1 pseudogene is annotated in these 745 nt (G+C 67.7%); it reads left to right on the top strand.

The features are described 5' to 3' along the window. Window positions 1-745 (top strand): annotated as a pseudogene (locus RNC47_RS36045) (ABC transporter permease); the annotation flags it as partial.

The raw sequence follows: 745 nt of genomic DNA, 5'->3' as shown, positions 1-745 counted from the left end.
GTGCTGACCGTAGCTGCCGCACTTGCTCCGACATCGTCCTGGCGGTGGCTGACGCTGATCGCCATCGAGCACGAGTCGGTTCCCCCGCTGCCCAGGGACCTGCTCGACCGACCTGCCGAAGTGCACGTCCTGTACCTGCTTTGCCTCACCGTGCTGGCCGCTCTAGCCGCGCTCCTGCTCGCCGGTCTGCGCGGACGCCTTGTGGCAATGGGCGCGGTGCTGGCGCTTTTCGCCGTTGTGGGGGCAGGGGCAGCTCAGTTCCAGCCCGTAGCGGAGTCCACCGTGGAGGCCCGGAACAGGGCACGGATGGCGCCCGCCCAGGCCCAGCGCTGCACGGAAGTCAACAACGTCACGTACTGCGCCTTTCCCGACTTCATCGATCGTCACAGGCAGTGGGCCGAGGTGGTGGAAGGCATCCTCCACCGCATCCCGGGCGGAGAGCAGGCGGACGGACTCACGGTCCGCCAGCACATCTGGGGCATCGATGGCGGCGACAGCCGTGTCGATGCGGAACCGCTGCAAGGGTGGGCAGAGGACGACCGCGTGGCAGAAACGCCTGGCGCGATCATGGTCGGGACCCGCTGGGGCATTGGCAATGAAGCGGACAGTCTCGCAACGATCGGCTTCGCCGCAGCTTTCGCCAACCGGACCATCGACGCCGGGAAGGATCGCGGGCAGGTGGCACAGGTCTGCGGTGCACGGGCTGTTCTGGTGACATGGCTAGCGGCTCAGGCCACTCCCGAGA

This window comes from Streptomyces millisiae (genome assembly GCF_031845425.1).
GTDB lineage: Bacteria > Actinomycetota > Actinomycetes > Streptomycetales > Streptomycetaceae > Streptomyces > Streptomyces millisiae.
The sequence above is the reverse complement of the archived record's forward strand: the minus strand, read 5'-3'. Positions and strand labels throughout refer to the sequence as shown.